21 protein-coding genes, 1 tRNA gene and 14 pseudogenes are annotated in these 23338 nt (G+C 69.0%); 4 read left to right on the top strand and 32 right to left on the bottom strand.

The features are described 5' to 3' along the window. Positions 1-47: 47 nt before the first annotated feature. The 26 genes and pseudogenes from trpC to QQK48_RS16040 form a co-directional block, all read right to left on the bottom strand. Positions 48-862, bottom strand: a pseudogene (gene trpC, locus QQK48_RS16165) (indole-3-glycerol phosphate synthase TrpC). A 147-nt stretch (positions 863-1009) separates the two neighbouring features. Continuing rightward, complete coding sequence (locus QQK48_RS16160) at positions 1010-1252, bottom strand: DUF2752 domain-containing protein (protein WP_284329120.1); 243 nt, start codon at positions 1250-1252, stop codon at positions 1010-1012. Next, positions 1236-1454, bottom strand: coding sequence for a DUF2752 domain-containing protein (locus tag QQK48_RS16155; RefSeq protein WP_284329119.1), 219 nt, complete (start codon positions 1452-1454; stop codon positions 1236-1238). The genes QQK48_RS16160 and QQK48_RS16155 overlap by 17 nt, the downstream gene beginning before the upstream one ends. Before the next feature lie 5 nt (positions 1455-1459). Continuing rightward, the gene (locus QQK48_RS16150) at positions 1460-1780 is read right to left on the bottom strand and encodes a CD225/dispanin family protein (RefSeq protein WP_284329118.1); all 321 of its coding nucleotides are present in this window, start codon (positions 1778-1780) and stop codon (positions 1460-1462) included. Between the two features lie 92 nt (positions 1781-1872). Continuing rightward, entirely contained in the window at positions 1873-2109 is a 237-nt protein-coding gene (locus QQK48_RS16145) for an HGxxPAAW family protein (RefSeq protein WP_284329117.1), read from the bottom strand. A 34-nt stretch (positions 2110-2143) separates the two neighbouring features. Then, positions 2144-3683: pseudogene (locus QQK48_RS16140) on the bottom strand (anthranilate synthase component I). A 17-nt stretch (positions 3684-3700) separates the two neighbouring features. Then, positions 3701-4070 (bottom strand): annotated as a pseudogene (gene hisI / locus QQK48_RS16135) (phosphoribosyl-AMP cyclohydrolase). Between the two features lie 147 nt (positions 4071-4217). Continuing rightward, positions 4218-4607: an ATP-binding cassette domain-containing protein gene (locus QQK48_RS16130; RefSeq protein ID WP_284329116.1), complete on the bottom strand. Its 390-nt coding sequence runs from the start codon at positions 4605-4607 to the stop codon at positions 4218-4220. Between the two features lie 43 nt (positions 4608-4650). Next, positions 4651-4953: pseudogene (locus QQK48_RS16125) on the bottom strand (ATP-binding cassette domain-containing protein); the annotation flags it as partial. Between the two features lie 205 nt (positions 4954-5158). Next, positions 5159-5968 (bottom strand): annotated as a pseudogene (locus tag QQK48_RS16120) (ABC transporter transmembrane domain-containing protein); the annotation flags it as partial. Between the two features lie 26 nt (positions 5969-5994). Then, positions 5995-6345, bottom strand: coding sequence for an ATP-binding cassette domain-containing protein (locus QQK48_RS16115; RefSeq protein ID WP_431308369.1), 351 nt, complete (start codon positions 6343-6345; stop codon positions 5995-5997). Then, positions 6263-7192: an ATP-binding cassette domain-containing protein gene (locus tag QQK48_RS16110; RefSeq protein ID WP_284329114.1), complete on the bottom strand. Its 930-nt coding sequence runs from the start codon at positions 7190-7192 to the stop codon at positions 6263-6265. Before QQK48_RS16110 ends, QQK48_RS16115 begins: the two co-directional genes overlap by 83 nt. Then, positions 7119-7718 (bottom strand): ABC transporter transmembrane domain-containing protein, encoded by a 600-nt coding sequence (locus tag QQK48_RS16105; protein ID WP_284329113.1) that lies wholly within the window; start codon positions 7716-7718, stop codon positions 7119-7121. The genes QQK48_RS16110 and QQK48_RS16105 overlap by 74 nt, the downstream gene beginning before the upstream one ends. Positions 7719-7862: 144 nt before the next feature. After that, positions 7863-8636, bottom strand: a pseudogene (gene hisF / locus QQK48_RS16100) (imidazole glycerol phosphate synthase subunit HisF). Continuing rightward, a complete protein-coding gene (locus tag QQK48_RS16095) occupies positions 8636-9550 on the bottom strand; it encodes an FKBP-type peptidyl-prolyl cis-trans isomerase (protein WP_284329112.1) in 915 nt (304 codons plus the stop codon). The pseudogene hisF and the gene QQK48_RS16095 overlap by 1 nt, the downstream one beginning before the upstream one ends. Before the next feature lie 58 nt (positions 9551-9608). Then, positions 9609-11014 (bottom strand): annotated as a pseudogene (gene pafA / locus QQK48_RS16090) (Pup--protein ligase). A 29-nt stretch (positions 11015-11043) separates the two neighbouring features. Then, the gene (locus QQK48_RS16085; protein ID WP_084078458.1) at positions 11044-11223 is read right to left on the bottom strand and encodes a ubiquitin-like protein Pup; all 180 of its coding nucleotides are present in this window, start codon (positions 11221-11223) and stop codon (positions 11044-11046) included. A 121-nt stretch (positions 11224-11344) separates the two neighbouring features. Continuing rightward, on the bottom strand, positions 11345-12136 hold the full coding sequence (locus QQK48_RS16080; RefSeq protein WP_284329433.1) for a proteasome accessory factor PafA2 family protein: 792 nt from the start codon (positions 12134-12136) through the stop codon (positions 11345-11347). 100 nt (positions 12137-12236) lie between these two features. Further along, positions 12237-12311, bottom strand: a pseudogene (locus QQK48_RS16075) (hypothetical protein); the annotation flags it as partial. 46 nt (positions 12312-12357) lie between these two features. Then, positions 12358-12789: pseudogene (locus QQK48_RS16070) on the bottom strand (proteasome accessory factor PafA2 family protein); the annotation flags it as partial. Continuing rightward, positions 12790-13239 (bottom strand): AAA family ATPase, encoded by a 450-nt coding sequence (locus QQK48_RS16065; RefSeq protein ID WP_284329111.1) that lies wholly within the window; start codon positions 13237-13239, stop codon positions 12790-12792. Beyond that, entirely contained in the window at positions 13227-13490 is a 264-nt protein-coding gene (locus tag QQK48_RS16060; protein WP_431308368.1) for an AAA family ATPase, read from the bottom strand. Before QQK48_RS16060 ends, QQK48_RS16065 begins: the two co-directional genes overlap by 13 nt. Beyond that, a pseudogene (locus QQK48_RS16055) lies at positions 13462-13536 on the bottom strand (hypothetical protein); the annotation flags it as partial. The gene QQK48_RS16060 and the pseudogene QQK48_RS16055, both read right to left, overlap by 29 nt. A gap of 36 nt (positions 13537-13572) precedes the next feature. Further along, positions 13573-14112, bottom strand: a complete 540-nt coding sequence (locus tag QQK48_RS16050) for a hypothetical protein (protein ID WP_284329109.1) — start codon at positions 14110-14112, stop codon at positions 13573-13575. Between the two features lie 91 nt (positions 14113-14203). Further along, positions 14204-15175, bottom strand: a complete 972-nt coding sequence (locus QQK48_RS16045; protein ID WP_431308437.1) for a tRNA (adenine-N1)-methyltransferase — start codon at positions 15173-15175, stop codon at positions 14204-14206. A 29-nt stretch (positions 15176-15204) separates the two neighbouring features. After that, the gene (locus QQK48_RS16040) at positions 15205-16347 is read right to left on the bottom strand and encodes a site-2 protease family protein (protein WP_284329107.1); all 1143 of its coding nucleotides are present in this window, start codon (positions 16345-16347) and stop codon (positions 15205-15207) included. Positions 16348-16421: 74 nt separating this feature from the next. Between QQK48_RS16040 and QQK48_RS16035 the strand changes: the two genes are divergently transcribed. After that, complete coding sequence (locus tag QQK48_RS16035) at positions 16422-17255, top strand: RecB family exonuclease (protein ID WP_284329106.1); 834 nt, start codon at positions 16422-16424, stop codon at positions 17253-17255. Between the two features lie 27 nt (positions 17256-17282). On the opposite strand, the gene QQK48_RS16030 is transcribed toward QQK48_RS16035, so the two are convergent. Then, a complete protein-coding gene (locus tag QQK48_RS16030) occupies positions 17283-17825 on the bottom strand; it encodes an HAD family hydrolase (RefSeq protein WP_348523692.1) in 543 nt (180 codons plus the stop codon). A 172-nt stretch (positions 17826-17997) separates the two neighbouring features. Between QQK48_RS16030 and QQK48_RS20645 the strand changes: the two are divergent. After that, a pseudogene (locus QQK48_RS20645) lies at positions 17998-18704 on the top strand (PAC2 family protein). Between the two features lie 154 nt (positions 18705-18858). On the opposite strand, the pseudogene QQK48_RS16020 reads toward QQK48_RS20645, so the two are convergent. Continuing rightward, positions 18859-19719 (bottom strand): annotated as a pseudogene (locus tag QQK48_RS16020) (undecaprenyl-diphosphate phosphatase). 67 nt (positions 19720-19786) lie between these two features. Here QQK48_RS16020 and QQK48_RS16015 point away from each other — a divergent pair. After that, positions 19787-20751, top strand: a pseudogene (locus tag QQK48_RS16015) (aldo/keto reductase). A gap of 18 nt (positions 20752-20769) precedes the next feature. Here the strand turns inward: QQK48_RS16015 and QQK48_RS16010 are convergent. Next, entirely contained in the window at positions 20770-21060 is a 291-nt protein-coding gene (locus QQK48_RS16010) for a primosomal protein (protein ID WP_284329105.1), read from the bottom strand. A gap of 30 nt (positions 21061-21090) precedes the next feature. Here QQK48_RS16010 and QQK48_RS20635 point away from each other — a divergent pair. Further along, positions 21091-21228, top strand: a pseudogene (locus QQK48_RS20635) (hypothetical protein); the annotation flags it as partial. A 111-nt stretch (positions 21229-21339) separates the two neighbouring features. Here the strand turns inward: QQK48_RS20635 and QQK48_RS16000 are convergent. The 3 genes from QQK48_RS16000 to QQK48_RS15990 all read right to left on the bottom strand — a co-directional run bounded on the left by QQK48_RS16000 (position 21340) and on the right by QQK48_RS15990 (position 23326). Next, a complete protein-coding gene (locus QQK48_RS16000; RefSeq protein WP_284329104.1) occupies positions 21340-21738 on the bottom strand; it encodes a hypothetical protein in 399 nt (132 codons plus the stop codon). Between the two features lies 1 nt (position 21739). Next, positions 21740-23035: a M20/M25/M40 family metallo-hydrolase gene (locus QQK48_RS15995; protein WP_284329103.1), complete on the bottom strand. Its 1296-nt coding sequence runs from the start codon at positions 23033-23035 to the stop codon at positions 21740-21742. 202 nt (positions 23036-23237) lie between these two features. Further along, positions 23238-23326, bottom strand: a tRNA-Leu gene (locus QQK48_RS15990). Positions 23327-23338 lie beyond the last annotated feature (12 nt).

Genomic DNA, 23338 nt, shown 5'->3' with positions numbered 1-23338 from the left:
ACCGAACTCGCCGAAGAACGGTCCGGGAGCCGACTGCAGGGAGCCCGTCACGGGCGAACCGCCCGGAGCGCCGGGTGCGCTCCCGCGGCGACCATGTCGGCCACTGCCTGTCGCGGATCCTTGTTCTTGACGAGCGCCTCGCCGACGAGCACCGCATCGGCGCCCATCCGCGCGTACTCGACCACGTCGTGGCCGTCACGAATGCCGGACTCGGCGACGCGCACGATCCCGTCGGGAATGGTGGGCGCCAGGCGCGCAAACGTGTGGCGGTCCACCTCAAGGGTCTTGAGGTTGCGGGCGTTGACGCCGATCACTCGCGCGCCGGCGTCCACGGCGCGCGACACCTCTTCGGCGTCATGAACCTCCACCAGCGCGGTCATGCCGAGCGAGTGCACCCGCTCCACGAGACCCTCAAGGGCCATCTGATCGAGCGCGGCAACAATGAGGAGGACCACGTCAGGCTCCGTGAGCACGCGCCTCCCACACCTGGTACGGCGTGACGATGAAGTCCTTGCGCAAGATGGGGATGTCCACCTTGGCGCGCACGGCGTCGAGGTCCTCCAGCGAACCGCCAAAGCGTCGCTGTTCGGTCAGCACCGAGATCACGGTTGCTCCCCCGGCCTCGTACTCGGTGGCTAGCAGCGCCGGGTCCGAGATTGAGGCGAGGTCTCCCTTGGAGGGGCTCGAGCGCTTGACCTCCGCGATCACCGACACCTCGGAGGTGGCGAGCATCGCCCGCGCGTCGAGCGCGCCAGGCTGACGCGACGCACGCTCCTTGAGCCTGATCCATGGTGGTGGCGCCTTCGCGCACCGCGAGATCCTCGCGTACCCCCGCCACGATGCTGTCTAGCACAGTCGTCATCGCTCTCCCCTTGCCATGCGGCCCATCGTACCGGCGCTCATCGACGCCTCTGACCTGTTCTCAAGGCAGGGAGCGCTGGCAGATGCTGAGAACGGCACAGCCGTGCTGAGTGGCGCGGCGCGTCCGGGGACGGCGGCGAGTGTGCGTCTACGGGGCGAGGTAGAGCGCGAGAGCGGGAATGTTGCGCAGGATGCCGTATGCCACGACGGCAGCGGCGAGCAGGTAGAGCGACCACGCGGGCGCTGGGCGCCGACGCGGTGGGTGTCCGACGGCCGTGAGCACCCATGCGATCCACCGCCACACGAGCCACGGGATGACGATGACGGCAAGGGGGTTCATGCCCCAGGCTCCGGCAAGATCGCCGTTGGCAAGGTCATGAATGGCGCGCAAGGCTGCCGCAACCGGGACAGTAGAAACCCGTCAGCAGGAGGCTCGGGCACGTCGGGTAGTGACCGCCCTCGTGGGGATCGACGTTGCCGACATAGGTCACGGCCGCCAGCGCACCTGCGCCGACCGCCAGCGGAACGACGAGCGGGTGGAGCCGGCCCAGCAATGTCTGCTGAGTCTTCTCCACCCGCTCGTCTACTGCCATGGCTCTCAGTAGGTCGAGAGCGAGAGGACGCCGCCGAGCATGAGCACGACGTACAGGATGACGCCGACCGCACCAACGCCGATGCCCCACAGGGACACCTTCTTGGCGAGGTCAGCGGAAGCCTGAGCACCGGCGTAGTCGCCCTGGGCCCACTTGCCGTTGACCTCGGCGGCCTTCACGATGCCCCACACGCCAAGCGGGAGGCAGCACAGCACGGTGGTCAAGATGGCGAGCACCAGGTTGTTGTTGGGCGCCTGGCCGGAGCCCGGGAAGCCGCCGGGCGGCGGAGGCGCGTTGTAGCCGCCACCGGGGGGCGGCGGGGTCATGCCACCGTCGTAGGGGGGCTGTCCACCGGGGGCGGGGGAACGTCGGTCATGCGGTTCTCCTTCGAAGGGAGCGGCGCCCGCGAACGGGGCCGCTAGGCGAGGGGCTGTCCGTGGCCGAGCGCGCGGAGGATTGCTCCGGCGGCCAGGGAGACGACGGCGATGCCCACACCCACCCACACGAGGGGCCAGGTGGGGATCGCGATGCCGAAGGCCATCACGAGCGCCGCGATGACCAGTCCGGTGTTGGTGACCCACGCGGCAGTGGTCTTGCCGTGGTTGGAGTGGGCGACCTCGGGCAGGTCCTCGGGGCCAATCTCGATGCTCGACATGTGTTGTTTCTCCTTGACGTCGTCGCGGGCCAGTCTAACCAGCGGTGATAGTGCGGAGTCGGGCCGCCATGCCGATGGCACGAACCATGGCTGCGGCCTTGTCCTTGGTCTCTTGATCTTCGTTGGCGGGCACCGAGTCAGCCACGATGCCTGCGCCGGCCTGCACGTGCGCGATGCCGTTCTCAATCAGTGCGGTGCGAATCGCGATGGCCATGTCCATGTTGCCCGCGAAATCGAAGTAGCCGACGGCGCCGCCATAGAGCGCCCTCCGCGCGGGCTCGATCTCGTCGATCAGCGCGATAGCCCGTGGCTTGGGAGCGCCGGACAGCGTGCCCGCGGGGAAGGTCGCGGTCAGCACATCCACTGGGCCGTACTGCGGCTCCAGGCGGCCCACCACCGTGGAGCAGATGTGCATGATGTGGCTATAGCGGTTGACCTTCATGAACTCGAGCACCTCGACCGAGGTGGGCTCGCAGACCTTCACCAGGTCGTTGCGCGCGAGGTCAACGAGCATGACGTGCTCGGCGATCTCTTTGGGATCCGCCAGAAGGTCGGTCTCGAGGGCCGCGTCCTCCTCGACGGTCGCACCCCGCGGGCGCGAACCCGCGATAGGGAACGTCGAGACGCGTCCGTCCTTGACCGCGGCGAGTGACTCGGGGCTCGCCCCGACCACGGCAAACTCCCGGCCCTCGTCGTCCGCGAGGTGGAAGCAATACATGTACGGCGACGGGTTCAGCGTGCGCAGCACCCGATACACGTCCAAGGGGCTCGCGGGGCAATCCACATCGAAACGCTGAGAGGGCACCATCTGGAACACCTCACCGTCACGAATCGCCTCCTTCGCGAACCGCACCGCCTCCTCAAACTCTCCTGGCGCGCTGCGCTGGGTGAGCATCGGCTCGACTGCATCGGGGTCGAGCGCCGACACCTCGCCCGCATCGGCATCGGCCAGGCGGCGCTCCATGCGGTCAAGACGCGCCACGGCATCGGCGTAGGCACGCTCGATGCCGTCCTCGCGCGCATCGGCGTTGACGGCATTCGCGATCAGCCACACCGATCCGTCGTGGTGATCGATGGCGGCGATATCGGTCGCCAGCAGCAGCGTCACATCCGGGACCTCAATCTCCCGGGGCGCCTTGAAGGGCAGCGTGGGCTCCCACTGGCGGATGATGTCCCAACCCAGCGCCCCCACCAGGCCGCCGGTCAGCGGAGGAAGCCCAGGAATGGGCTCCGACTGCAGGCTCGCGCAGGGCGTGCCGAATGGTCTCGAGCGGCGCACCGTTGGTGAGGCCCACGGGAACATCGCCCGCCCAACGCGCGTCATCGCCCTGAATCGTGAGCGTCGCCCGCGAGTCTGCGCCCACGAACGAGAAGCGGCCACGCGTGCCGTCCGGCTCCGCTGACTCAAGAATGAAGGTGCCGGCGCGCTCGTCACCCAGCGCGCGGTAGACGGCCACGGGAGTGAGGCCATCGGCCAACACTCGGCGCACCACGGGCACCACGCGGCGCGTGGCGCCGATCTCAACGAAACGCTCGAGGGTGGGCCACGTCTCACCCCACGCGGGCCGCACCACAGCCGCGGTCGCGCCGCTCACTCGCCCGCTCCCAGTGTGATCACGGGCAGCGCGCCGCCCGCCTCGAAGCAGGTAGTAGTGCCGGTGTGGCACGCGGGTCCGTGCTGCGTGACGGTCAGGAGGAGCGCATCACCGTCGCAGTCGATGGCGACGGAGTGGACCTCCTGGATGTGACCCGACGTGTCACCCTTGCGCCACAGGCTCCTGTCGCGACCGGCTCCAGTAGACCGCTCTCCCGGTGGTGAGGGTCTGGTGAAGAGCCTCGTCATCCATCCACGCGACCATGAGAACGTCGCGGGTGTCGCGCTCCTGAACGACGGCGCAGACAAGCCCGTCGTCGTTGCGCTTGAGGCGGTCAGCGATGCTGGCGTCCAATGGCATGCGCATATCCTTCCAGATCCGTCACACCGGCTGGCGCAGATGGCCGCATTTGCGGCACGAAGCCGCGCTTGGCGCCGCAAATGGAGCCATTTGCGCCAGGGGACGGGGTGGACTGGGGTGGGTGAGGGTGGCGTGGGGCGAGACTGCGTGTGGTCAGTCGCGGGTCTGCGACACCCACGCGGAGTGCAGCGACGCGTACATGCCGCCCGCAGCCACCAGGTCACGGTGCGGACCGACCTCGATCAGTTCACCAAACTCCATCACCGCGACCAGATCCGCACGCTCGGCGGTCGAGAGACGGTGAGCGATCACCACTGAGGTGCGTCCCTGCATCAACGACTCGAGCGCACGCGAGATCCGCACCTCGGTCGCGGGGTCCACCGCACTCGTGGCCTCGTCGAGGATGAGGAGGTCGGGGTCCCGCAGGTAGGCGCGCGCGATGGCGACCAGTTGCCGCTCCCCCGCACTCAGCAGGCTCGCCGCGCGGACCCACGTGGGTGTCGAGCCCGGCAGGCAGCGCGTCCACCCAGCCCTCGAGGCCAAGCGACTCGAAAGCCGAGAGCGCACGGGCCTTCAGTTCGGCAGGCGGCGCATCGGGCAACGCGTAGGCGAGATTGCTCAGCACGGTGCCATCGAAGAGGAAGCCCTCCTGAGGCACCACGGCGACGGACCGACGCAACGAATCCATCGGGACGTCCTTGAGGTCCACTCCGCCCACGCGCACGGCGCCCTCGGTGGGGTCGAAGAAGCGGGACATGAGCCGAGCCAGCGTGGTCTTGCCTGAACCGGTGGTGCCGACGAGCGCGATGCGCTTGCCCGCGGGAACCGACAGGTCGATGCCCTTGAGGACCTCCGGGCCGCCCGGGTAGGTCAGCCGGATGCCCTCCATGTCGAGCCTCACCCCTGCCGTGAGGAATCGGCGTGCCGTTCGCGCCGGGGTCGGCGACGGTGACGGGCTCGTCGACGAGTTCGAGGACGCGCTTCCAACCCACGAGGGCGCGCTGCATCTCGGCAAGCATCTCGATGATCCACATGACGGGACCGGCGAACTGGTACACGAGGAACGCCATTGCCACCACGGTGCCCACCGACATCTGACCGTTGACGGCCATAATCGTGCCGCCCACGAGTGCCATGCCGGTCGCGAGAGACTGGCCCACCACGGTCGAAGAGAAGTTCACCGACGCGAGGATCGACGCGCGCCGCTCGGCGGCCAGAATGTCGTCATTCTCGGCATTCAACTCGTCGCGCATGCGCTGCTGCACGCCGTACGACCGGATGGTCGACACGCCCACGATCTGCTCGCTGGTGCGCGCCAGCAGGTCCGCCATCCGCTCACGGACGTGCTGGAAGGCCCGGCTCACACGCGGCTGAATCCACAGCAGTGACAGCACCATGGGCACAAAGGCCACCAGGATGATGAGCGACACTCGCCACGAGTACGCCACCATCACGCCGTACACCACGAGCGACTCGAGAGCGGAGATGATCATCGCCGCACCGGTCCACTGCATCAGGTCGCGGATGGTCTCCACGTCACCGGTCACGCGGGAGACGTAGCGTCCTCGCTGTTCCTCGTTCTGCGTGAGCACACTCGGCTCGTGCACCTTGCGGAAGGCGCGGATACGCAGCGTGGCAAGGCCGGTCTCTGCTGCGGCAACGATGCGGCGGCGCACACGCCATGCGAGCAATGCTGCGATGACGAGCACCACGGCGCCGAGCGCCGCGTACTGGACCACGACCTCGATGTCGACACCGCCCGGTGCCATGAGGCCCAGGTCGGTGACGCGCTGGGTCACGAACGGCACCGCCGCACGCCCGCACGCGGCGAGAGCGGCAAGTGTCAGGGTGACGCCGAGCCCCACCTTGAACTCCGGACTGACCGCGAAGCCGCGGCGGAACATTTCCTTGGTCGACATCGACTGGCTCATCAGATGCGCCCCGCCTCTTCCTCGGCCTGCCTGCGCGAGTCCTCCTCGTACGCGAGCACCAGTTCGCGGTAGCCGCCATCGCGGGCCACCAAATCGGAGTGCATGCCGGAGTCCACCACGCGGCCCGCGTCGACGTGCACGATGCTGTCGGCGAGCATGATCGATGCCAGGCGGTACGCGATGATCAGCACGGTGGGGCCGTCTCCGTCCGCGGCAAGACCGCGAAGGATGTCCTGCTCAACCCGCGGGTCCACCGCGCTCGTCGCGTCATCGAGGACGAGGATGCGCGGACGGCGCACGAGGGCACGCGCAAGCGCGAGACGCTGACGTTGGCCACCCGAGAGGTTCATGCCGCGCTCGGCGAGCACGCCGTCGAGGCCGCTGCCCTCGCCGCGCGCAAGGCTTCTCCACCACGTCGACCACGTTCGCGGCACGCAGAGCGTCCCAGACCTGCTCGTCGGTGTAGTCGCCGCCGAGGGTGACGTTCTCGCGCACGGTGCCGGCGAACACGAACGCCGTCTGCGGTACGAGTGCGACGTGATCGCCAAGCCCCGAGATCTCGTCCAGCGGCACGCCGTCGAGCGTCACGGTGCCGGTCACCGGCCGGGCGAGGCGCGCCGCGGCCAGCGCCACGGTCGACTTTCCCGCACCCGTAGGGCCCACGAGCGCCGTGACGGTGCCCGGCTCGAGCGACAGCGACACGTCCTGAAGAATCATCGCGAGGTTACCGTCGCCGTCGTCGGCGCCGATGTCAGCGTTCACAAACGCGAGCGCACCGGCTCCGTCCCTGGCGAGTACGCGGTGGCCAGGCTCGTCGACCTCCGTCGCCGCCTGGGCGATCTCGCCGATGCGCCTGAACGCCACGAGCGCCTGGGGCATCTGCCCCAGCACCCAGCCGATGCCACGGATCGGCACCGCCATCAGCGTCACCAGATAGATCGACGACACCACCTCGCCGACCGAGACGTAGCCTGCATCGGCCCTGATGGCACCCACAATCATCAGCGCGACGGCGCCGAGCGGAACAATGAGGTCCATAAGCGGCTCGAACCACGCGGAGGTCCGCCCGACGCGAATATCGGCATCCTGCAGGCCACGCGAGGCCTCCGAGAAGCGCGCGGTCTCACGGGCCTCGGCGCCGAGCGCCTTGACGACAGTGCCGCCCTCGAAGGCTCTCGTGCGCGATGGTCGAGACATCGGCGCGACGCGACTGCCCCAGATCCCACTGCGGCGTGATGATCTTCTCGAAGGCGTAGTTGATCGCGAAGATGACGGGCACCACCGCAAGCCCCGTGACGGCAAGCCACGGATCCATGCGCCACATGGTCCATCCGGCCGCGAACATCATGACGAAGGAGCCGACGGTGAAGGCGAACGGGTGAAGCGTGTTCGTGGCGCTCTCGGAGTCCGAAGACATCGCGGACAGCATGCGGCCCGACGGGTTCGCCCGGTGCCATCCGAGGGGAAGGCTGGCGAGGGCATCGGCCACCACTCTGCGGTGCTGGGCCGCCACACCCGCGACGGCGATCCCCTGCACGCCCCGTCGAATACCGACCAGGATTGCGTTCACGACGCCGATAGCGAGGAAGATCGCACCCGCGATCCAGATCGCTGTGGTCGGGTCCTGAGTCAGGTCGCCCCAGAAGCCCCGAATGGGGTCACCCGCGACACCGGGAATCACCACGTCGTCGGTGATGTCGCCCACGAGCGTGCCGAAGAGCACGGTCAGGAGTGAGAAGACGGCCGCGGACCCGATGGCGACGCCGAAGCGCCACGGCTCGGTCTTGAGCGCGTGCCACAGAAGGCTGAATGGCCTTGCGGTTGAACGATCCCGTGAGTCGGTAATCCGCGGCCTTTGGTCGGCGGCTCATCGGACCTCGATCCCCGCTGCTCGCAGGTGGTCCTTGACCTCTCCAATGGTGAGCACGCCGAAGTGGAAGACGCTTGCCGCGAGGACGGCATCGGCCCCCGCACGCGCGGCTTCCACGAAGTGCTCCGCCGTGCCCGCGCCCCCCGAGGCAATCAACGGAATGGTCACCTGGGCTCGCACCTCGCGCAACATCTCAAGGTCGAATCCACCGGTGGTGCCGTCGGCATCCATGGAGTTCAGCAGGATCTCCCCCGCCCCGAGGCTCCTGACCCTTGCGCGCCCAGGCCACGGCGTCGATGCCGGTGCCCTTCTTGCCGCCGTGCGTGGTCACCTCGTAGCCGGACTCGGTGTACGTGTCCGGACCGCAGCGGCGCGCGTCGACGGACAGCACCAACACCTGCGAACCAAAGCGTGCGGCGATCTCTGAGATCAGGCTCGGGACGCTCGATCGCGGCGGTGTTCACCCCCACCTTGTCGGCGCCGGCACGCAATAGCCTGTCGACGTCCTCGGGGCTGCGCACTCCTCCGCCCACCGTCAGCGGCACAAACACGGTGTCCGCGGTACGGCCCACCACGTCATAGGTCGTGTCACGGCCATCGACGGACGCGGTGACATCAAGGAAGGTGACCTCATCAGCGCCCGCGACGCCATAAGCGGCGGCGAGCTCGACGGGGTCGCCCGCATCACGGAGCCTCGACGAAGTTCACGCCCTTCACCACACGCCCCGCGTCGACGTCCAAGCACGGAATCACCCTGACGGCAGTGCCCACTATTCCTCCGAGTTCCACACGTCGAGGATGTCCACGACGACAACCATCGTGCCACGCGACGGATAGCCCATCGTCGCGGGAATGACGAGCTCGACGCGCGACCCTTCGGTCTGGTCGAGGATGCCCTGAGTGATGCCCGTGACGGTGTCACCGGCATCCATATCTATGGTCAGCGGCTCCACATCGGCGGGCCATGAGGTCCGGAACACATCCCCCGCCTCCCACGCGCCGTCCTCCGCGTTCTCACCATCCGCGTAGTAAAACGCCGTGTAGTTGACCAACACGCGCGACGTTGCGGTCACCTGAGGGCCACTGCCGCGGATGAGGGTCGCGATCTGGAGATCGTCCACCGTCGGCGCGTCGTCTGCCACGGTGACCTGCGGCGCGCCATCCACGTCGAGCGACACCGCGGGCATCGATTCCGGGGCCGCGACCTCGTCGCCTTGAGCGGTCTCCGAGCGCACGTCCATGACGATCGCGACAGGCGGCTTGTCCTCGCTGCCGTCGCCGGGCGACACGGTCAGCACGCGCGCTCCGACATTGAGGTCGATGAGGCTCGCATATAGGTCCTCGCCGAGCGATTCCTCGGTGAGCACAAACGACTGGGGCAGGCCGTCGAAGGTGTTGACGACCGGCGTCGCGTCGGAGAGCGACTCGCCGTACAGGTCGAGCAGGAGCGGCTGGCCGTCCTCCAGGGCGGCCCCGTCCCCGTTCCACATGACCGCGCTCTGCTGGTCCGTGTACGTGAGCCCTGCCTCGTACGTCAACGACGGCGCGAGGGTGTCGGACTGGCCCACCGTGATCTGCGCGATGTCCCCCGCTGCCGATGCGGTCACGGAGGGATCGGGCGACGGCCCCGTGCACGCCGCAAGGGTCACCGCGGCCGCGGCAACGGGCGCAATGATGCGACGCATGGGTCGTCCTCTCGGGCGGGGGTGGGGATGGTTCAGTTTAGCGGCGCGACGGGGATGCTCAAGCGCCCTGAGGGCCTGCCTGAAGACCCTCGATGAGCGCATCGACGCGCTCATCGACGTGGCGGAACGGGTCCTTGAGGAGCACCGTCCTACTCGCCCCGGTGAGCCTTCAGGTGCACCCAGTCCACCGTGTAGTCCTGACCCGAGGTGGAGGCCGCCTCCACGAACGCTCCGCGCAACCGCGCGCGCGTGGTCTGAGGGGCCACGGTCCGCGCGCTCTCGATCGCGGCGTCATCGACGACGGTCGCGATGAGTCCCTGGCCCACGAGCCGGTGATAGAGCCCACGCTCCGGCGACACGTCGTGGAACGCGAGTTCGAGTCGCGCCAGGCGCGGGTCGCCAAGCGAGCACCCCAATCGCTCCTGATAGCGCGCGATGAGGCGACGCTTAATCGCCCAGTCCAACTCGGTGTCCACCAGGTGTGAGGCGTCCTCCGCGACGGCACGAATGCCGCGTTCCCACAGGTCGAGGATGGACTCCACCTCCGCGGTGGGCTCGATGATGCCACCCACGTGCGAGCGCACCACGTCGAGGTACGCGGACTGGATCTCCACCGCGGTGACGTGGCGACCATCGGCCAACTCGACCGTGGCCGTACCGCTGAGGTCATGCGCCACGGTCCGGATGGCCTGCATCTCGTTGGCGAGCGTGAGGTCCGGCAGGCGCACGTGCGCCTCCATGAGGCGCAGCATCAGGTCGGTGGCGCCCACCTTGAGCAGGGTGGTCGGCTCGGCCATGGTCGAGTCGCCGACGATCACGTGCATGCGGCGATACAGGCTCGGCGTTCGCGTGCGGCTCGTCGCGGGTGTTGATCATGGGCCGCGAACGCGTGGTCGCGGAACTGAGACCCTCCCACATGTGGTCGGCCCGCGGCGAGAACGAGTAGTGCGCACCCTCCGGCGTACGCGTGATCGTCCCCGCCCCCGTGACGATCTGGCGCGTCACCAGGTACGGCAACAGGGCCGAGGCGAACGCGCGGAAATCGGCACGGCGACGCACAAGGTAGTTCTCGTGGCAGCCGTAACTGTTGCCCGCCGAGTCGGTGTTGTTCTTGTACAGGTGGATCTCGCCCGCGACGCCGGCTTCGGCCAGCCGCGACTCCCCCTCGGCCACGAGTGCCTGCACGATGCGCTCGCCGGCCTTGTCCGAGGCGATGAGGTCCGTGAGGGTGTCGCACTCGGCGGTCGCATACTCGGGGTGAGCGCCCACGTCGATGTAGAGCCGCGACGCGTTCGTGAGGAACACATTCGACGAGCGGCCCCACCGCACCACCGAGTGGAAGAGGTGCCCCGCCACCTCCTCGGGCGTGACCGTGCGCGCGCCGGGCGCGTCAAGGTGAAGCCCGAACTCGGTCTCGAGGCCGAAGATGCGCCGTGCGGCGGGAACCTCGAGGGGTGCGGGAATGTCGGTCGCGAAGCCGGTGGCGGTCGAGACTACTGCCCGCCCTTCTGGACGAAGGAACGCACGAACTGCTCCGCGTTGACCTGAAGCGAGTCGTCGATCTCGTCGAGCAACGAGTCGAGTGCGTCGGTGGACTCCGCCTTCGCAGGTGCGGGGGCGGGCTCCGGCGCATCGTCCTCGTAGGGCTGTCCGGAGGAGAAAGTCTGAGCCATACCAGCGAGTCTAGACCCGGCCGATGCCGTGGCTCGCTTCCGTCACCGCCCCGCCATCAACGGGTCGAGCAGGGGGTGCGTCGCCTGGTGGGGGTCGTCGAGGTGGACCACCTCGAGGTGGTCACCGTCGCGGTCCAGCACCACGCTCGACCAGCCCGCCGCATCGACAAGGCTCGGGCCGCGCGGCGACCATGCCGCCACGCAGACGTGCCCGAGTGTCCTGTGGCGCCCGCGTCACCGCCGCGGCGACCTCCTGAGCGTCGACGAGCACGGTGGTCTGTCCGGCGCCTTCGAGCCGTGCGGCCCAGCCGTCGCCGAGCCGGCTCCACTGCAGGTCGAGCGCGGCGAGCATCGGCGCGTCCCAGGCCAGCGGTGTGACGGCGCCGTCCGCCGCCACGCTCGCATGCTTGTCGCGCAGCCTGCCGAGCAGGCGGAGCCTTGCCACCCACTCCACGTCCGCCGCGGCCTCCATGGGATCGCGTGCCAGGACCGCAAGGATCTGCTCCCACCGCGCCACCACGAGAGCGTCGTCGGCGTCGGAGGCGTAGTCGCGGCAGATTTCCAGCAGGGCGCGCTGAATCTCGATCGCCGTGGCCTGCTCCCCCGATGCCAGGGGCAGCGCGGCGCGCAGCGTGAGGTCGTGAGATACCTGCTGAACGGCGCTCACCGGGTCGGCGAGGACGAGGGCGTCCAGGCGCTCATCGTCCGCCTCGATGGCACTCAGTACGAGCGACGTCGTGCCGATCTTCAGGTATGTGGGCACCTGCAGGCAGTTGGCGTCGCCGATGATGACGTGCAAGCGCCGCCACCGCGCGCGTTCCGCGTGGGGTTCGTCGCGGGTGTTCACGATGGGGCGACGCAGCGTGGTCTCGAGTCCGAGCTCGGCCTCCATGTAGTCGGCGCGCTGTGACAGGCTGGAAGCCCGCGCGCTCGCTGCGCTGCCCGAGCCCCACGCGCCCCGCGCCGGTGAAGACCTGCCGCGTGACGAGGTGAGCGGTCAGGCGCGTGGCGAGATCTCCGAAGTCGGTGGCACGCTCGACGAGGTAGTTCTCGTGGGTGCCGTAGGCTCGAGCCCTTGCCGTCCACATTGTTCTTGTACAACGCGACGGTGCCGTCCTCGTCCACGGCGTAGCGTTCCGCAGCCGCCAGCGCGATCGCGTCGCCGGCGCGGTCCCACAGGACGGCATCGTGGGCCGTGGTCACCTCGGGCCCGGAGTACTCCGGGTGGGCATGGTCAACGTAGAACCTCGCACCGTTGGACAGCACGGCGTTCAGGTGCGCGGGATCCTCCCAGGACCCCCGCCTGCGTCGCAGGCTCACGCCGCCGGCGACGGCGTCGTACTCAGACGCGTCAGTGAGGAGGTCCGCATGGGCCGATGCCCTGTCACGTCGCTGCCCGCGCTGGTCCTGCAGCGGGTCCTCGCCGCCGTAGTCCCAGCGTGTGGTGTGGCCGTCCGCCCATCCGCGGCATGCCTCGACCAGGCGGGATGACATCAGGATCGGGTTGGCCTGTGGCCGCGCGGGATCCGCGATGCCGTACTCCGTCTCGATTCCGACGAGCCTCACTCAGCCCTCCCGCAGCGTCGAGGCTGCCACGGCTCGCGCCTCGGCCAGTTCCTGCTCGCAGGCCTTCTCGAGGTGAACGGCCGTCAGTCCGCGTTCGCCGCCACGGATCACGTCCTTGATGGCGAGGGTCTTGGCGCGGTCAACGACGTTGCGCAGCAGCGCACCCGACATGTGGGCCTTGTTGGCGGGATCCGCGTACAGGCGATCCACCGCGTGGTCCGCGAGCGCCTTGACGGCCGCCCCAGCGTCGCCGCCTGTGGCCGCGAGCGCCGCGCCGGACAGCGGCAGGTCGGCGGTGAGGTACTTGGAGAAGATGTCTCGCGCGCTCGCGGCATCGGGACGCGAGATCTCGATCTTCACGTCGAGGCGACCGGGGCGCAGAATGGCCGGATCGATCATGTCCTCGCGGTTCGAGGCGCCAATCACGATGACGTTGCCTACCTGCTCCACGCCGTCGAGCCTCGGTCAGCAGGCTGCGGAACGATCGTCGTCTCCATGTCCGAGCTCACCCCGGTGCCGCGGGAGCGGAACAGCGCCTCCATCTCGTCGAAGAAGACCACGACCGGCGCACCCGAGTTTGCCTTGGCACGGGCGCGCTCGAAGATGGTGCGGATGTACCGCTCGGTTTCGCCCACGTACTTGTTCAGCAGGCTCGGGGCCCTTGACCGAGAGGAAGTATGAGCGGTCGGCGCCCACGGCATCGGCGAGCGAATGGGCCACGGCCTTCGCGATGAGCGTCTTGCCGCATCCGGGGGTCCGTACAGCAGCAGGCCCCGCGGCGGGTTAAGGCGGTGCTCGCGGTAGAGGTCGGGGTGCCGCAGCGGCAGGCTCGATGGCGTCACGGATGCGCTCGATCTGGGCGGTGAGGCCACCGATGGAGCCGAAGTCGACATCGGGCACCTCCTCGAGCAGCAGCGCCTCGACGCCGGAGCGGTCCACCCGTTCGGTGGCGAAGCCGGTGCGGGCATCGATGATGACGGTGTCGCCTTCGGTCAGGCGCGCCCTGGCGTCGCCTCCCGTGAGCATCACGACCCGCTCGTCCTCGCCGCGCGCGACCACGAGCACGCGGTCGTCGTCGAGCACCTCGCGGACGAGGGCGCTCTGGCCCACCTTCTCTGCCTCAGCGACACCGACGATGACGCTCATCGCGTTCATGAGGACCTCGGCGCCGGGCTCCAGGTCGCGCGGCACGCCGGGCAGGACCGCCACGCGCAGGCGACGGCCGCCGCTCACGACGTCGGCGTGCTCCCCCGCCCACTGGACGAAGGTCGCGAAGGTCTGTGGCGGCGCCGATGCCTCGGCGAGCCTTCTCGCGCATCTCACCCAGCGACTGGCGTGCCGTCTCGAGCAACCGCTGCAGGCTCGGCGTTGCGCGCCTGTAGCGCGGCGACGCGGTCCTGTCCCTCGGACACCATCAGTTCTCCCCCTGCTCGGCCGCGGGTCGGGTCGCATCCCGGCGCACACGGCGGATCTTCTTGTCCGACACGGCGCGCTCGCCGAGGTCCTCGGCGCTCCACTCGTCCTCGCCGTACGCGCCCTTGGCCGGACGACGCTTGCGCAAGGGCGCATCGACGCCGGGTGCCATGCGGCGGGTGGTGAGCAAAAAGCCGGTGTGACCGATCATGCGGTGGTCCGGACGCACAGCCAGGCCCTCGAGGTGCCACGTCCGCACCATCGACTCCCACGCCTGCGGCTCGGTGTATCCGCCGTGATCCTTCAGCGCCTCCGCGAGGCGCGACAACTGAGTGGTGGTCGCGACGTAGGCGAGAAGGACGCCGCCGGGGGCGAGCGCATCGGCCGCGGCATCGAGGTTCTCCCACGGGGCGAGCATGTCGAGGACGATGCGGTCGACCTCACCGATCTCGCCGACCCTGTCGGCGAAGTCGCCGATGCGCAGGTCCCACGCGGGGTGCGGACCACCGAAGTGAAACTCGACGTTGCCGCGGGCGATGTCCGCGAAGTCCTCGCGTCGCTCGATGGACGTCAGCGAGCCACCGTCGCCCACGGCGCGCAGCAACGACATGGTGAGCGCACCGGAGCCCACGCCCGCCTCCACCACCCGGGCACCGGGGTAGATGTCCGCCATCTGAATGATCTGGCCGGAGTCCTTCGGGTAGATGACCGCGGCACCGCGGGGCATCGACAGGACGTAGTCGCTCAGCAGGGGACGCAGCACGAGGTACTCGAAGCCTGCGGTGTTCGTGACGACCGTTCCCTCGGGCTGGCCGATGATGTCGTCGTGACCGAACTGGCCACGGTGCGTGTGAAAGGTCTTGCCGGGCTCAAGAACGATGGTGTGGTGACGTCCCTTGGCGTCCGTCAGGCGCACGCGGTCGCCCGCACGCAGCGGGCCGCGGCGCTCGGCGGCGCCCGTGGGAAGGGGGATGAGGTCATGGGCCCCAGTCTAGGGTCGCGCTATTGCAGGGCCTTCATCGCGTCCGCCAGGCGCACCACGCCCACGATCGCGCCCTCGTCGACGGCGATCCACACGTCCGTCCTTCCCCACCACTCCTGCAGCGCGTCCACGAGCGCGTCGCCGTCAGCGTCGATGGGCACGGCCGCGCCGCGTGGCAGGGGCATCGTGACGGACTGCAACCCTGTCGAGGGACGTGCTGCCTCCTCGACCGCCTCCGTCAACGCCACCGGGAAATGGCCGGCCGCCGCACCATCGGCCCCGAGGACCACCACCTCGTCGGCGCCCGCGGCGCTCGCCGCGGCCCTCGCATCGGCCACCGAGACGCTGAACGGAAGCGCGACGGCGCCGACCGCGAGCGCGCGGGCGGTCACCGCCGAGCGCTTGTCGAGCGCCCTGGCGACGCGCAGGGCCTGGGTGGCGGCGGGCCACAGGATCGCGACGATAAGCAGCGACCAGCCGATGTCGAACAGGTCGGGCGTGCGTCCCTGGAGGTACGGGACGCTCAGCCCGACCATCAGGACACCCACCGCGACCACCCTGCCGCCCCACGCGGCGACGATCATGCCGCGGAAGCGATTCCCTGTGACCGCCCACACGATCGCCTCGAGCACTCGTCCACCGTCCATGGGGATGCCTGGCAGGGCGTTGAACGCGGCGAGCACGAGGTTCGCCCAGGCAAGCCACGCCACGATGCCGTAGACCGTCACGGAGCCGCTGAGCCACTGCACGAGTGAGGGCTCGAGCAGGCCGGTGGCGATCGGCAGCCACGCGAGGCCAGCGATCACCAGGTTCGCCACGGGCCCCGATGCGGACGTGACACCCGAGACGAGCGGCGTCAGGCCGCGGGCGTCGTAGGCGGTGTGGCCACCCCACAGCGTCAACACGATCTCGCTCACGTCGCGCTTGAACGCACGGGCGGTCGCGGCGTGCGCAAGTTCGTGAAGGAAGACCGAGACAAAGAGCAAGAGCGCCAGCACGAGGCCGATGGTGAAGGTGCGGCGATCGAGTTCCACACCGCCGCTCGTGGCGAACAGCAGCGCGAGCAACACCAGCATCACCAGGGTCGACGGCTGGACGACGATGCGGGCGCCGAAGGCCCTGCCGAGCGTGAGTCCTCGGGTGGGGCGCGGTGAGGGCGTCATGGCGACAACCGTAGACGCTTCACGGCTCCGTTCTGGAACGCGGTCATGTCAGAGGCCGGCCCTACCCTGGAACCATGTCTCGCCGCCTGCCTGCCCTGTCCCCGTCGCGCGCGGGCGACTTTCGTCAGTGTCCCCTCATGTACCGCCTGAGGGTCGTGGACAAGATTCCGGAGCCGCCGTCCTCGGCAGCGACACTCGGGACGCTGGTGCACGCCGTCCTGGAACACCTGTACGACCGGCCCGCGACGGAGCGCACGGAGGCGACGGCGTGGGCGATGCTCGAGCCGCAGTGGCGTGCCATGGTCGCCAAGGACGCCGCTCTCGCGCAGTTGCACGTCGACGCCGCCGCCGAGGAGGCGTGGCTCGCCGAGGGGCGCGGGCGCCTGACCACGTACTTCTCGATGGAGAATCCGCAGCGGCTCGAGCCCGCCGCGCGCGAAGAGTTCGTGGAGTGGCAGTTGGAGGACGGCCCGCTGTTGCGCGGCTTCATCGACCGCGTCGATGTGGCCCCCGACGGTTCGATCCGCATCATCGACTACAAGACGGGCAAGACGCCGCTACCGCAGTACGGGCACAAGGAGAAGTTCCAGATGCGGTTCTACGCGCTGCTCGTGGAGCGCCTGCGTGGCCGTCGCCCCGCACTCCTGCAACTGCTGTTCCTCAAGGATGGCGGCACGCTGGTGTTGCGCCCCAGCGACGATGACCTCGCGCAGATCGAGTTCGAGGTGCGCGAACTGTGGGACGACATCCTTGGCGCGGCGCGCGCAGGAGCCTTCAGGACCAAGAAGTCCAAACTGTGCGGCTGGTGCTCATTCCAGGCGCTGTGCCCGGAGTTCGGGGGCCAGACTCCCCCGCTCGATGCCGACGCCGTGGAGAAGGCGCTCGGAGTGCGCCCTCAGGCCGCCTAACCCCCGTCCGGGCCCGCCCCAGCCTCGTCAGATCTCGTCGCCGAGGTCGTCGACGACCCGACCGCCGGCGACCTCCGACAGCGTCTTCACGCTCCAGCCCTCGAGCGAGCGCACACGGCTCAGGTCGGCGCGAGGTTCGATCGGGACGAGGCGACGCACGCCCACCGTCTTGGCGCCAGAACTCCACGCCGACCCCACGCCCGCGGGCGAGTCCTCGACCGCCACACAGCGTGTGATGTCGACGCCGAGTTCACGGGCGGCGGTGAGGTAGGCCTCGGGGTCGGGCTTGCCGCGCGCGACCCTGTCGCCCGTGACCACCACCGCGAAGGCATCGGGGACAGCCGCCAGGAAGGCGTCGGCGAGCCGCGTATAGGACATCGTCACCAGCGCGCACGGGATGCCCGCGGCGACGGTGGCCTCGAGGAGTCGCTTCGCGTCCTCCTGCCACGGCACATGTGCGCGTACCGCATCGCTGACCCGTGCCAGCAGGAACGCCGTGATGTCGTCGAGCGGAAGGTCGACACCGCGATCGCGCAACACCTGCGCCGACACGGGCAGCGGATTGCCCACCAGGCTCAGTCCGTCCTCGTGGGTCCAGGGGGCACCGAACCGATGCGCCAGGCTCGGTCTCGGCCGCGATCCAGTACGGCTCGGAGTCAATCAGGGTGCCGTCCATATCCCACAAGACGGCGGCGGGCGAGGTTGCGTGCATAGTCACGTGGCCCGAGTCTAGGCTGGGCGGATGGACACCGAGGATCAGGAGCCAACGCTCAGCGCCGACGAGACGGTCATGCTCGCGGCGTTCGAGGGCTGGAACGATGCCGGCTCGGCCGCATCGGCCGCGCTCGACCACCTCGCGACCTGGTGGGGCGCGCGTGAACACGCGGCGCTCGACCCCGAGGACTATCACGACTTCCAGGTGAGCCGCCCGACCATCACGCGGATGGCATCGGGCGACCGCGTGGTGTCGTGGCCGGGCACGGTCCTGTCCACCGCCGACCCCGAGGGTGGGCCGCGCATCGTGGTCGCTCGTGGCATCGAGCCCTCCATGCGTTGGCGCTCGTTCTGCGCCGAGGTGCTCGACCACGCCGAGGACCTCGGGGTGACGACGCTCGTGACGGTGGGCGCCCTGCTCGTCGACGTGCCGCACACGCGCCCCTTGCCCACGTTCGTGACAAGCGAGGACGAGGACGCCCGCGACGAGTTCGGCCTCGAGCGCTCGGACTACGAGGGCCCCACGGGCATCGTCGGCGTCCTGGGTCACGAGGCCCACTACGCGGCATCCGGGTCCTCAGCGTGTGGGTGGGTGTCCCCCACTACATCGCTCACCCGCCGAGCCCCAAGGCCACCGCCGCGCTCCTCACTCAGTTGGAGCGCCTCATCGGCGTCTCGATCGATCTGGGTGAGCCTGCCGGACGAGGTCGACGCGTGGCAGCGCGGCGCCGATGAGCTCGCGCAGGAGGACGACGAGATCGCCGACCACGTGCGCCAGGCTCGAGTCACTCATGGACGAGACCAGCCTGCCCGAGGCGTCGGGCGATGCCATCGCCGCCGAGTTCGAGCGCTTCCTGCGTCGACGCGACGGCGGCACCGCGAAGTAGCGCTACAGCGCCGGGATCACTCCGGCGCCAAGGAGCGCCAGGATGACCGCCGCGAAGCCGATGCGGTACCAGACGAACGGCCAATACGTGTGGTGCGTGATGAGCCGAGGAACCACACGATCACCACGTAGCCCACGGCGAAGGACACCACGGTCGCGATGACGGTGTTGAGGGCGCCGGGGCCACCCGCGGCGGTCAGTTCGTCGCTATTGGTGACGAGCTCAAGGCCCGCGGACCCGATGACCGCCGGGATCGCCAGCAGGAACGAGTAGCGCGCCGCCGCCTCACGCGTGAGGCCAAGGAACAGTCCCATCGAGATGGTGCCGCCCGATCGCGAGACGCCGGGAATCAAGGCCATGGCCTGTGCCAGACCGAGAAGCCACGCGTCCTTCGCCTTCAGCGTGTCGAGTTCACGGGTGCGCCGTCCGATCTTGTCGGCGACGCCCAGCACTAGGCCGAAGATCACCAGCACGGCGGCGGTGATGTAGAGGTTGCGCAGATGCCCTTCGATGGCGTCCTTGAAGATCACCCCGAGCACCACGATCGGAATCGAGCCGAGGATCACCCACCAGCCCATGAGCGCATCGGGGTTGCCTTTGCCAAGGCGATGAGCGCGGTCTTTGCCGTGGTGGCCGAACAGGGCCGCGAACCACGCCTTCACAATCCGCACGATGTCCTTGCGGAAGTACAGCAGGACCGCGGCCTCGGTGCCGAGCCTGGATGATCGCGGTGAACGCGGCGCCCGGGTCTGCACCATGTGGCAGCAGGGGGCCGATCACACGAATGTGTGCGCTCGACGAGATCGGAAGGAACTCCGTCAGCGCCTGCACCAGCCCGAGGATGACCGCTTCCCACCAACCCATGCCGGCAAGGCTAGCGCCCGCGCGTCGGATCACGGCGCACCCGCGCACATTCGATAGGTTCGCGTCCATGGAACGGGCACGTGTCGGCAGTAGCGGTCTCGAGGTGTCGCGCCTCGCGCTTGGCACGATGACGTGGTCGCGCGATACGGGCGCCGACGAGGCCGGGCAGCAGGCTGGATGCGTTTCTCGACGCGGGTGGAACCCTCGTGGACACCGCGGCCTCCTACGCCGACGGCGGCTCCGAGGCGCTGATCGGGTCGCTACTCGGCGCCTCGATCTCGCGCTCCGACGTCCAGATCTGCACGAAGGCCGGTATCCGCAGGACCGCACGTGGAGGCATGGTCGATGCATCGCGCGACACGCTGCTGAGCACGCTCGACGCGTCCCTGGAGCGGCTCGGCACCGACCACGTTGACCTGTGGCTCGTGCACGCGTTCGACCCGGTCACGCCACTCGAGGAGACCCTGCACGCGCTCGAGATCGCGGCGAACACCGGGCGGGCGCGGTACGTGGGTGTCTCGAACTTCCCCGGCTGGGCGATGGCGCGCATCGCGACGCTCGCGACCGGCAGGCCGGCGATCGCCGCCACCGAGGTCGAGTACTCGCTGCTTGAGCGGGGCGTGGAGCGCGAGGTGATGCCCGCCGCTCAGGCCCTCGGCATGGGAGTGTTGGGGTGGTCTCCGCTCGGGAGGGGGTCCTCACGGGCAAATACCGCGACGCCGTTCCCGCAGATTCCCGCGCGGCGTCCGAGCACCTCGCCGGTTTTGTCGCCCCGTACCTCGACCAGCGCTCCGGGATCGTGGTGAGCGCACTCGAGACAGCCTGCTGAGGGACTGGGCTGGAGCCCGCTGGAGACCGCGCTCGCGTGGACGCTCAGCCGCCCCGGCCTCACCAGCGCCATCGTGGGAGCACGGACCGCGAAGCAGTTGCGTCCGGCTCTGGTGGCCGCCGACCTCGAGCCTTCCCGAGGCGATTGCGCAGGCCCTGGACGAAGTTTCAGCGCCTCACACCGGGTATCCCGAGCGGCGGTAGGGCGATGACGACGACGCGCTACTCCTGCCTCAGGTCGAAGTCGTCAAGGTCGTCGTCGAGCGCCTCGTCGTCCTCTTCCGCGTGTCCGTCGAGCGCCTCCTCGTCGAAGTCTTCGTCGAGCAACACGGGTAGCGTCTCGGCGTACTCAACGTCCAAGACCTCCTCGTACCGCACGAACGCCTCGGCGAGCGCCTCATACGCATCGTCGACGGTGGCATCCTCCTCGCCGCGGCGCGACGTGACCGCCTCGAGGTGCTCCTCGAAGGCGGCGGTCAGACGGCGAAGGGCCTCACGGGCTTCAGCGCTCATGTTCACGACGATAACCGCGAACGCGGTTGAATGGGAGGTGTGATGAGGAAGCACTCGAACCCGACAGCGGCGCATGTGGTGGACCCGCGGCGTCGGCGCGAGCCTGCCACAAGCAGGTTTGAGTGGCGCGTCGTGGACATCCCCAGCGCGATCACGCGCTCGGAGGCTCGCTCGATCCTCACCGAGCAGGCCGAGTACGGACGCTGGGAGCCTGGCCCGCTCGCAGAAGTTCATCGGTGGGGCGCGCCGTGTGTGGCTACGCCGCAAGGTGATGCTGGTTCAGCGCTCCGACGCGCTCTGACGTCGCGCGCGACTCACGCCCACCCAGGCAAGCCACGCGCCGATCAGCGTGAAGGCGCCCTGCATCGGCGGCGCCGCCCATCCGATGATGGCGACCTGCACTGCCATCCACGCCAGCAAGGCGAGCCCCAGGGCGGCGGTCCACGTCCACGCGTGGCGCCATCGTCGCCGCACGGCGACCGCGGTGACAAGCGGGGCGACGCCGAAGACGCTCACCAGCGCCACCCCCGGCAGGAGGTAGTCTCCGGCAAGCCATCCCGGCAGCGGCGTGCCGTCGAGACCCAGCCCCGCGCCGGAGGGGTCTGCCAGGAATGACACTCCCCCGACGAGTCCACCGATGCCGAGGACCACGAGCACCACGACGGCCGTCACGCGCATGTCAGCACTGCGACAAGAAGCGGGTCAGCACCGTGGTGCCGAAGTGAAGCGAGTCGACCGGGATGCGCTCGTCGATGCCATGGAAGAGGCTGGGAAAGTCGAGATCCGGCGGCAGCAGCAGCGGCGCGAAGCCGTAGCCCGCGATGCCCAACTGCGCCAGGTGCTTGTTGTCGGTGCCACCCATCATGTTGTACGGCAGCACCGTGGCTCCAGGGTCCTCCGCGACCAGCGACGCAACCATCCGTTCCACGAGCGGCACGTCGAACGGCGCCTCGAGGCTGCGCTCCGTAATGTACGGCTCGACCTTGACGTGGGTCCCCGCCAGTTCCTCGATCTGACGCAGGACCTGCTCCTGCTGCCCCGGAAGGAAGCGGCTGTCGACGTAGCCCACCGCCGTATCGGGAACCACGTTGGTCTTGTAGCCGGCCTGCATCATCGTGGGGTTCGCGGTGTTGCGGATCGACGCGTCGATCATCGGCCCCACGGCGCCAAGCCCCGTGATGAGACGCCCGATGCCCTCGGCAGTGGGCTCGTACTCGATTCCTTCGAGATCTGCCACGCCGCGCAGCAACGTCTCGACTGTGGGCGTCACATCGATGTCCCAGCCGTGCGCGGCAATGCGCTGCAGTGCACCTGCGAGGTGCGCCACCGCATTGTCGGTGTGGACCAGCGAGCCGTGGCCCTGCTTGCCGTGAGCGATGAGGCGCAGCCACTGGATGCCCTTCTCCGCCGTCTGCAGCAGGTAGGCACGCTTGCCGTTGACGTAGGCGGAAAAGCCTCCGACTTCGCTCACGGCCTCGGTGCAGCCGGCGAAGTCCTCCGGGTGGTGGTCGACCATCCACCCCGCTCCCCTGCGCCCGCCGTGCTCCTCGTCGGCGAAGAAGGCGATCACGACGTCGCGCTCCGGTCGCTGCCCTGACTCGATCATGCGCGCCACGGACGCGAGAATCATGGCGTCCATGTTCTTCATGTCCACCGCGCCGCGGCCGTACAGCATGCCGTCCTTGATCTCGGCGCCGAAGGGGTCGACAGACCAGTCGTCCGCGAAGGCGGGCACCACGTCGAGGTGTCCGTGCAGCACCATGCCGTCACGGTTCGCATCGGTGCCGCGCCAGCGCGCGGTGACGTTGGCGCGTCCGGGCTGCGACTCGCGGATGACGGGTTCGAGGCCGAGGTCGCGCAGAACGTCCGCGACGTACTCGGCCGCCTCACGCTCGCCGGGGCCCGGGTCGTCACCGTAGTTCGAGGTGTCGATGCGGATGAGGTCCTGGCAAGTGCGGACGACGTCAAGGCTCATGCGCCCAGGCTAATGGCGTCCGCCCGGGACATCGGCAAGCCGTCGCGCGCGGAGATGGCGACCCTGCGCCCCGTGAGCGTGGACGGAGGTCACCGGTGGCGCACCAACCGCGCGTGGAACCGCATCGGCGACGCATCAGGCGACGGAGAGATAGCCGAGAAACGACGAAGGGCCGGAGCTTGCGCTCCGGCCCTTCATCTCGTGGTGTCCGAGGGGGACTTGAACCCCCACGCCCTAATACGGGCACTAGCACCTCAAGCCTAGCGCGTCTGCCAATTCCGCCACCCGGACAGGGTGTCTGAT

The organism is Demequina litorisediminis (assembly GCF_030161615.1).
GTDB classification, from domain to species: Bacteria; Actinomycetota; Actinomycetes; order Actinomycetales; family Demequinaceae; genus Demequina; species Demequina litorisediminis.
Note: the sequence above shows the minus strand (reverse complement) of the source record. Positions and strands in the feature narration are given on the sequence as shown.

What these genes read in the sequence shown, in the direction of transcription:
- QQK48_RS16110 (WP_284329114.1), bottom strand. Translation starts at nt 7,192, where the DNA reads ATGTCTCGACCATCGCGCACGAGAGCCTTCGAGGGCGGCACTGTCGTC.
- QQK48_RS16010 (WP_284329105.1), bottom strand. Translation starts at nt 21,060, where the DNA reads ATGAGCGCTGAAGCCCGTGAGGCCCTTCGCCGTCTGACCGCCGCCTTC.
- QQK48_RS16035 (WP_284329106.1), top strand. Translation starts at nt 16,422, where the DNA reads ATGTCTCGCCGCCTGCCTGCCCTGTCCCCGTCGCGCGCGGGCGACTTT.
- QQK48_RS16095 (WP_284329112.1), bottom strand. Translation starts at nt 9,550, where the DNA reads ATGCGTCGCATCATTGCGCCCGTTGCCGCGGCCGCGGTGACCCTTGCG.
- QQK48_RS16000 (WP_284329104.1), bottom strand. Translation starts at nt 21,738, where the DNA reads ATGCGCGTGACGGCCGTCGTGGTGCTCGTGGTCCTCGGCATCGGTGGA.
- QQK48_RS16085 (WP_084078458.1), bottom strand. Translation starts at nt 11,223, where the DNA reads ATGGCTCAGACTTTCTCCTCCGGACAGCCCTACGAGGACGATGCGCCG.
- QQK48_RS16115 (WP_431308369.1), bottom strand. Translation starts at nt 6,345, where the DNA reads ATGAACCTCTCGGGTGGCCAACGTCAGCGTCTCGCGCTTGCGCGTGCC.
- QQK48_RS16040 (WP_284329107.1), bottom strand. Translation starts at nt 16,347, where the DNA reads ATGACGCCCTCACCGCGCCCCACCCGAGGACTCACGCTCGGCAGGGCC.
- QQK48_RS16145 (WP_284329117.1), bottom strand. Translation starts at nt 2,109, where the DNA reads ATGTCGAGCATCGAGATTGGCCCCGAGGACCTGCCCGAGGTCGCCCAC.
- QQK48_RS16150 (WP_284329118.1), bottom strand. Translation starts at nt 1,780, where the DNA reads ATGACCCCGCCGCCCCCCGGTGGCGGCTACAACGCGCCTCCGCCGCCC.
- QQK48_RS16155 (WP_284329119.1), bottom strand. Translation starts at nt 1,454, where the DNA reads ATGGCAGTAGACGAGCGGGTGGAGAAGACTCAGCAGACATTGCTGGGC.
- QQK48_RS15995 (WP_284329103.1), bottom strand. Translation starts at nt 23,035, where the DNA reads ATGAGCCTTGACGTCGTCCGCACTTGCCAGGACCTCATCCGCATCGAC.
- QQK48_RS16060 (WP_431308368.1), bottom strand. Translation starts at nt 13,490, where the DNA reads ATGCCGTGGGCGCCGACCGCTCATACTTCCTCTCGGTCAAGGGCCCCG.